Origin of the sequence: Sphingomonas sp. (genome assembly GCF_035758555.1) — a bacterium.
Lineage (GTDB): Bacteria > Pseudomonadota > Alphaproteobacteria > Sphingomonadales > Sphingomonadaceae > Sphingomonas_B.
Genome location: NZ_DASTXI010000176.1, coordinates 1 through 7292 on the forward strand (window position 1 = coordinate 1; position 7292 = coordinate 7292).

The 7292-nt window shown below is 67.9% G+C and carries 10 protein-coding genes and 1 pseudogene; all 11 read left to right on the forward strand.

The annotated features are described in order from the left end of the window. Positions 1-333, forward strand: a pseudogene (fliI, locus tag VFT73_RS10310) (flagellum-specific ATP synthase FliI); the annotation flags it as partial. Beyond that, positions 333-767, forward strand: coding sequence for a hypothetical protein (locus VFT73_RS10315; RefSeq protein WP_326410652.1), 435 nt, complete (start codon positions 333-335; stop codon positions 765-767). The pseudogene fliI and the gene VFT73_RS10315, both read left to right, overlap by 1 nt. Then, a complete protein-coding gene (locus VFT73_RS10320; RefSeq protein ID WP_326410654.1) occupies positions 767-2251 on the forward strand; it encodes a flagellar hook-length control protein FliK in 1485 nt (494 codons plus the stop codon). The genes VFT73_RS10315 and VFT73_RS10320 overlap by 1 nt, the downstream gene beginning before the upstream one ends. Before the next feature lie 31 nt (positions 2252-2282). Then, positions 2283-2876 (forward strand): flagellar basal body-associated FliL family protein, encoded by a 594-nt coding sequence (locus VFT73_RS10325; RefSeq protein WP_326410656.1) that lies wholly within the window; start codon positions 2283-2285, stop codon positions 2874-2876. 6 nt (positions 2877-2882) lie between these two features. Further along, positions 2883-3827: a flagellar motor switch protein FliM gene (locus VFT73_RS10330; RefSeq protein WP_326410659.1), complete on the forward strand. Its 945-nt coding sequence runs from the start codon at positions 2883-2885 to the stop codon at positions 3825-3827. After that, positions 3828-4139: a flagellar motor switch protein FliN gene (gene fliN, locus VFT73_RS10335; protein ID WP_326410661.1), complete on the forward strand. Its 312-nt coding sequence runs from the start codon at positions 3828-3830 to the stop codon at positions 4137-4139. Further along, a complete protein-coding gene (locus VFT73_RS10340) occupies positions 4136-4396 on the forward strand; it encodes a flagellar biosynthetic protein FliO (protein ID WP_326410663.1) in 261 nt (86 codons plus the stop codon). Before fliN ends, VFT73_RS10340 begins: the two co-directional genes overlap by 4 nt. A gap of 119 nt (positions 4397-4515) precedes the next feature. Further along, positions 4516-5295 carry a flagellar type III secretion system pore protein FliP gene (gene fliP, locus VFT73_RS10345; protein WP_326410671.1) on the forward strand — a complete coding sequence of 260 codons (780 nt, stop codon included), beginning with the start codon at positions 4516-4518 and terminating at the stop codon, positions 5293-5295. Between the two features lie 117 nt (positions 5296-5412). Then, positions 5413-5682: a flagellar biosynthetic protein FliQ gene (locus VFT73_RS10350; RefSeq protein ID WP_326410665.1), complete on the forward strand. Its 270-nt coding sequence runs from the start codon at positions 5413-5415 to the stop codon at positions 5680-5682. A gap of 2 nt (positions 5683-5684) precedes the next feature. Further along, positions 5685-6461, forward strand: coding sequence for a flagellar biosynthetic protein FliR (gene fliR / locus VFT73_RS10355; protein ID WP_326410667.1), 777 nt, complete (start codon positions 5685-5687; stop codon positions 6459-6461). After that, positions 6461-7292 (forward strand): EscU/YscU/HrcU family type III secretion system export apparatus switch protein (locus VFT73_RS10360; protein ID WP_326410669.1); only part of this gene is annotated, 832 nt, incomplete at its 3' end. The genes fliR and VFT73_RS10360, both read left to right, overlap by 1 nt.

The window sequence follows — 7292 nt, forward strand, 5'->3', positions numbered from 1 at the left end:
CTCGACGGCCATATCGTCTTGTCGCGCAGCCTGGCCGAACGCGCGGTCTATCCTGCCATCGATCTCGGCCCGTCGGTCAGCCGCGTGATGACCGACATCGCCCCGCCGGAGCACATCGCCGCCGCGCGCGTGCTCCGCCGTCACCTCGCGACTTATGAGGAAAACCGAGACCTGATCCTGATGGGCGCCTATCGCGGCGGCGCCGATCCGCAGATCGACCAGGCGCTCGCCTATCATCCCGCGATCCTCGATTATATCCGGCAGGACGCCGACAGCGCGGTGTCGCTGGATGAAGCGGCCGCCGAGCTGGTCGGCATCTTCGGCGACGGCTGATGGCCAGGGACGCGAAGCGGCTCGGACGGATGCTCCGCGTCCGCTCGCTCCAGCTCGACCTTGCCCGCGCCGAACAGGCGGCCGCGGCCGAACGCGCGTCGAGCGCGTCGGCGCTGGCCGCGCGTATCGCGTCGCTCCATCAGGACGTCGCGCCGCGCAAGGGCAACGACCAAGGATTGAGCCTGTTCGCCGCCGCGCATTACCGCGATCGGCTCGCCAAGAGCCAGGTCGAGGCGCAGCGGCGCGTTCAGGTCGCGCACGAGCAGCTCGATCAGGCGCGCGATGCCGCCAATACCGCCAAGCGCGATCACGGCGTCGTCGAAAAGCTGATCGAGCGCGAGCTGGAAATCCAGGCGGCGGCGGCGCGGAAGGCGCTGGAAAATGCGCCGCATCATGCACGTGCGCTGGCACGGTCCTTGCTGAAGGACGGCTGATGCCGTCGCTCAACATCTCCTTGCCCGGGGTTCCGACCCTGCTCACCGGCCTCTCGCCGGTCGCCGCGAACCCGATCGCGGCGATCGACGGGACGGTCGCGCCTGCATTCGCCAGCGTGATCGACGGGCTGGGGCAAGGGTTTACGCTCGACGCTTCGCCGCCGCTCGGCACGAATTTGCCGCCCCAGCGGCCAGATATTGCCGGTGACCCCGTGCCTTTGCCGGATATCGATATCGAGGCGGTGATGGTCGGCGCGACCGGCACCGTCCCCACTGCGCCTGATGCGGCGGTCATTCCGGTTGTTCCGTCGGCTGGTGACGGCGAGGGTCAAAAGACGTCCGGAGCTTCGCCGGAGCCCGATCCGAGCATTCCGGTCGACGCGCCGATCGTCGATCCCGGTCCGGTCGCTTGCGGCCTCGAAATCTGGCGCAAGGGCATGCCCGGCGGGCCGCATGGGAAGATTGCCGGTCCGGCTCCGATCCAGCTTCCTCCCCAAGAGACTCCGGACATGCCCGCGGCCGATCCCGCCGCGCCGCCGGTGCAGGCCGACAAGCCGGCGTCCGCGGACCCCGTGCCCGCCCAGGCGGCTGACGCGCCTGCGCCGCCACCCGCCCCCGCGTTCGCGCCACTGGTCTGGACGCCGCCTCCGCCGCAGCCGGCCGATCCGGCGTCCGAAGCAGAAAGCGAAGCAGGGACTCCGCACGCTTCTGTGCCGCCGTCGGTCGGTCCGGCGGTCGTGACGATTCCGCAGGCATTGCCCGACACGCCGAAGCTCGGCGACGAAACTGCGCCTGCAGCGCCTCAAACGCCGCAACCGGCGACGCCTCAGCTTCAGCCCCAGGTTCAGCCTCAGCCCCAGGCCGCCGCGCCGGCGTCGCTGCCCAACAGCTTCACGCTTCCGCCCGACGTCGCCCGCGACATCGCCCAGCTGGTCAAGGCGGCGGTGGGCGAGCGCGACGATCGTGCCTCGTCCGATGGGCCCGACTCCGCTCCGCTGCCCGCGAGCGCTGCGCCGGCTCATCAGATAGCCTCTTCGCAACCCGCGCCGCTGCATCCGAGCTTCGCGCCCGTGCATCGGCCGATCGTCGACACCGGCCGCGCCGAATGGATGCAGGCGATGATCGACCGCATCGCCGAGATGCCGCAGGCCGAAGGCGGCAACCGCGACGCGCAGATCCGCCTCGTCCCCGATGCGCTCGGCCCGGTCGACGTCAAGATCGAGCAGCGCCAGGACCGGCTGCACGTGACCCTCAATGCCGAGACGCCGCAGGCGCGCCTGTTGTTGAGCGACGCCGCGCCCAAGCTGCACGAGCTCGCCGAAGCGCGCGGCATCCGCTTTGCCCAGACCGGCTTCGGCAGTGCCGATTCGCACGATCGCCGCCATGCACCCGATCAGCAGCCGGCGCCCCCGTCGCGACCGCGCCCGGCGGCGCCCGGTTCGGCGACTCCCGATTCGCAACCCGATGGCGACCTGATCGCCTGATCCACTCCCAGCCACAGAAAGCCTGACGACCATGGCCACTGCAGCCACTCCGGAAGCCGCCGCCCCGAAGAAGAAAAAGGGGAAGAAGGGGCTCATCACGATTCTCGCCGCGCTGATCCTGACCGGAGCCGGCGTCGGCGGCGGCATCTTTCTTGCCTCGTCCGGCATGATCGGCGGCGGCGCCAAGGCGGCCGAGCCCGAGGGCAAGGACCTGCCGAAGCTGCTGCCCAAAGGCTCCAAGCCCGCCAAGAAGGAAGGCGAGGAAGGCGGCCATGGCGGCGGCGGCGAATCGGCCGAGGGCCCGAAGTACGAATCGAGCTATTTCCAGATGGAGAAGGAGTTCACCTCCAACCTGAAGGACAGCGTGCACCTGATCCAGGTCGGCCTCGCCGTCTCGACGCCCTATGACGAAAAGGTGATCGAGCACCTGCAGGCGCACGAGCTCGCCGTCCGTTCGGCGGTGCTGATGACGCTCGCCGACACCGACGAGGAGCAGATCTTCACCACCGACGGAAAGAAGGATCTGCAGCGCCGGCTGGTGCAGGCGATCAACGGCGTTCTGAAGGAAAAGGAAGGTTTTGGGGGCGTCGCTAACGTCTACTTTACCAATTTCATTGTTCAGTAGCGAAGCATGGTTAAGGCCGCTTCCACCAAACCCGTTGAGGGTGCCGCTTCCGGGCGGGCACCGGCGCAGCACGCGCCGGTGCTGGGCAGCGCTGCGGCCAATCCGCTTGGCGACCTTCAGGCGCTGGCGCAGGTCAACCAGCATCTCGCGCGCTCGCTCAGGACCCTGTTCGAGCCGCTGCTGCGACAGGCCGTCAAGGTTTCCGCCGAGGCCATCGCGGTCGAGCGGTTCGACGGCTATCTGAACGGCCGCGGCCAGGCGCTCAGCAGCGTCACGATGATCGGCATGGCGCCGCTGTCCGGCCAGGCGATGCTGGTGCTGGACGGCGCGCTGACCTTCCGCCTGGTCGACCTTTATTTCGGCGGGCCGGGCCTTCCGCCCAACCCGCTGCCGGCCGAGTTCACGCCGACCGCCGAAGCGATGATCGCGCGCATCGCCGCCGGCTTCGCCGAGCGCCTGTCCGGCGCTTGGGGCGAGCTGGCCGAGATCGCGTTCCAGCCGGGCCGCACCGAGGCCAATCCGGCGATGCTGTCGCATATCGACGGCGAGGACCGGGTCGTCCGCACCCGCTTCACCCTGATGGCGGGGGAAGCGCGGCCGATCGAGATCGACCTGCTTTACCCGGCGGCGTCGCTGAAGCCGATCGCATCGATCCTGTCGTCCAAGGTCCAGTCGCGCCGCCAGGCCGCCGACCCCACCTGGACCGGCAGTCTCGCCCGCGCGGTCATGAACGTGAAGCTGCCGGTTCGTTCCGTGCTGGCCGAGCCGGTGATCCCGCTGGCCCAGCTGATGACGCTGAAGCCCGGCGACATCATCCCGATCAGCTTCGGGCCGGAAATCCCGCTGCTGGTCTCCAACAACCGTTTCGCGCGCGGCGCGGTCGGGGCCTCCAACGGCCGCGCCGCGATCCGTGTGCATCGCATCGAACCGCTCGAGGACGAGGATTCCTGAATGAGTGACATGAGCCATACCGGCCTGCCCAAGGATCTTGGCATCGCCGCCAATTTCCGCCTGTTGCAGGATGTCGACGTCCGCCTTTCGGTCGAGGTCGGCGGCACCAGCCTGAAGCTGCGCGAGCTGCTCGCGCTCGGCGAATCGAGCGTGATCGAGCTCGACCGCTATGCCAACGAGCTGCTCGACGTGCTGGTCAACGGCACCCTGATCGGCCGCGGCGAGGTCGTGACGGTCGGCGAGCGCTTCGGCATCCGCATCACCGAGCTGGCCGACCAGTCCCAGCCGCCCGCGGGTGCGACGCCGCTGTGATCGGAACCTATCTCCTCAAGCTCGCGCTGCTGCTGCCGCTCGTCTGCGGCCTGCTGGTCGCGTGCCTCTGGGCCTGGCGCAAGCTCGAACAGAAGCTGCCCGGCAACCAGGGCACGCGCGCGATCGCGATCAAGGAAAGCATGATGATTTCGCCGGGCCTGCGCCTGGCCGTGATCGAATTCGAAGGCCGCAAGCTGCTGGTCTCGGTCGGCCGCGGCGGCGTCCAGCTGGTCGACAAGGTGGAAGGGCGCCCGTGACCTCTGTTTCTGTTCGCCTCCCCGGCTCGCGCGTCCCGAGCGCAGTCGAGGGGCGCAGCTTCCAAGTTCGTGCAGGCGCCCCTCGACTTCGCTCGGGACGGGCGGTGATTTTCGTGGCGATGGTCGCTGCGATTCTCCTCGGGATTTTCATCGCAACGCCAGCCTTGGCCCAGGCAGCGCCGGCGGCGGCACCCGCGGCCCAGCCGGGTGCGCCCGAAGCGCTCGACCGCGCGCTGAGCCAGATCGGCGGCACTTCGGGCAGCGGTGCGCCGCTGTCGCTGAGCCTGCAGGTGCTCATCATCATGTCGCTGCTGACGGTGCTGCCGTCGCTGCTGCTGATGATGACCAGCTTCACCCGCATCATCATCGTGCTGTCGATCCTGCGCCAGGCGCTCGGGCTCCAGCAGACGCCGCCCAACCAGGTGCTGGTCGGCCTGTCGCTGTTCCTGACCCTGTTCGTGATGTCGCCGGTGCTGAACCGCGTGAATGCAGAGGCGATCAAGCCCTATGCCGCCGGCCAGATCCAGGCGAGCGAGCTGATCTCGCGCAGCGGCAACGTGCTGCACGGCTTCATGATGAAACAGACGCGCGTGAAGGACGTGCAGATGTTCGCGGGCATCGCCAAGCAGGGCCCGTTCGCGAGCCCCAATGACGTGCCCTTCTCGATCGCGCTGCCGGCCTTCGTCACCTCGGAGCTGAAGACGGCGTTCCAGATCGGCTTCCTGATCTTCCTGCCGTTCCTCGTCATCGACCTGGTTGTCGCCAGCGTGCTGATGGCGCTCGGCATGATGATGCTTTCGCCGACGATCATTTCGCTGCCCTTCAAGCTGCTGCTATTCGTGCTCGTCGACGGCTGGGCGCTGACCATGGGCTCGCTCGCCAACAGCTTCGTGAGTTGACGTCATGACGCCGGCAACACCGTTCGCTTCGAGCGCAGTCGAGAAGCGACAGTTTCACGCCAACCGTTTCTCGACTTCGCTCGAAACGAACGGCCGCAGGTAGCAGGATCGTTAGAGATGGACGCATCGTACTTCATCGGGGTCGGGCGCGAAGCGCTGTGGGTGCTGGCGCTGGCGACGCTGCCGGTGCTGATCCCGGCGCTGCTTGCCGGCCTGCTACTCGGCATGGTCCAGGCGGCGACCTCGATCAACGAGGCGACGCTGACCTTCGTCCCCAAGCTCGCGGTCGTCGGCATCTCGCTGGTGATCTTCGGCAGTATGATCATGGGCCTCTTGTCCGACTTCACGATCTCGATCTTCGACCGCATTCCCGATCTGGTCAGATAGACGTGCTGGGCCTCGGCCTGCCCTCTGTCGAACCGGCCCTGTTCGCGCTGATCTTCGTGATGGTGCGGATCGGGGCGGCGTTCATCGCCGCGCCGGTATTCGGCGCGGTTTCCGTGCCGCTGCCGGTCAGGATCGTGCTGGCCGCCGCGATCGGTATCCTGGTCGTCAACAACGCCGCGGTCGCGACGCCCAGCGCCGTGTTCTCGCTGGAGACGTTCCTGCAGGTCGCGCAGGAAGCTTTGGTCGGCCTCGCCCTCGGCTTCATTCTGCAGATCGCTTTTGCCGGGCCGCTGGTGGCGAGCGAGGCGATCGGCAGCACGATGGGCCTGGGCTTCGCATCGACCGTCGATCCGCAGCGCGGCGTGCCGACCCCGGCACTGGGCCAATTCCTGTCGATCGTGATGACCCTGCTGTTCCTGGCGCTCGACGGACATCTCGTCCTGGTCGACCTGGTGGTGCGCAGCTATCACGTGCTGCCGCCGGGCGACGCCTGGCTGTCGGCGGAGAAACTGAAGGCGATCGCGCTGTTCGGCAGCTACGCCTTCGCGTCCGGCCTGTTGCTGGCGTTGCCGGTGGGCTTCATCATCCTGTGCCTCAACATCATCGTCGGCATGATCTCGCGCTCCGCGCCGGCGCTGAACCTGTTTGCGATCGGCCTGCCGGCGAGCCTCGCGACCGGGCTGGTCGCGCTCGCAATCGCATTCCCCGCAATGGGCGATGCGATGGGCCTGATCATCCGTGAAGCGCTAGCCGCCACGGCCAATCTGGTGCTCGACTGATGGCCGAGGAGTTCGCCGAAAAGACAGAAGCGCCGACGCCCAAGCGAAAGCAAAAGGCTGCCGAGGACGGCCAGGTCCTCCGCAGCCGCGAGCTGACCGCCGCCGCCGTCGTGCTGGCCGGCGTGCTGTGGCTGGCGCTGTCCGGCCCGGCGCTGATCGGGGCGCTGAAGGCAGTGATGCGCGAAAGCCTGCACTTCGGCCGTGCCGACGTCGAGGATTTCCAGCCGCTGCGCCCGATCCTGAGCGTCGGGCTGACGCTCGCGCCGTCGATGGTGATGCTGTTCGCGGTCAGCATCGGCGTGTCGGTGCTGAGCCAGGCCGGCCTTGGCGGCATCAGCTTCCAGTCGAAGCTGATCGGATTCAAGGGATCGCGCATCAATCCGGGCGCCGGCCTGAAGCGCATCTTCGGCATGCACGGCTGGATCGAGCTCGGCAAAGGGCTGATGAAGGTCGTGCTGCTCGGCGCGATCGGCATCTGGATGCTGTGGTCGATGCGGCAGGAGTCGCTCGGCCTGGTCGCGGGGGATGTGGAAGGCAGCGTCGCCGCGCTCGGCTGGCGGCTGATCCTGCTGCTGCTGGCGATGTCCGGCGGCTTGTTGCTGATTGCCGGTATCGACGTGCCGGTGCAGCTCATCCGCCTGCTGGGCAAGCTCAAGATGAGCAAGCAGGAGATCAAGGACGAGCACAAGGAAGCCGAAGGCTCGCCCGAAGCGAAAGGCGCGCAGCGCCGCCGAATGCACGAGATCTTCAAGCAGAGCGCGCGCAAGTCGGTGCAGAGCGCGCATGTCGTGCTCACCAACCCGACCCATTTCGCGGTCGCGCTGCGCTACG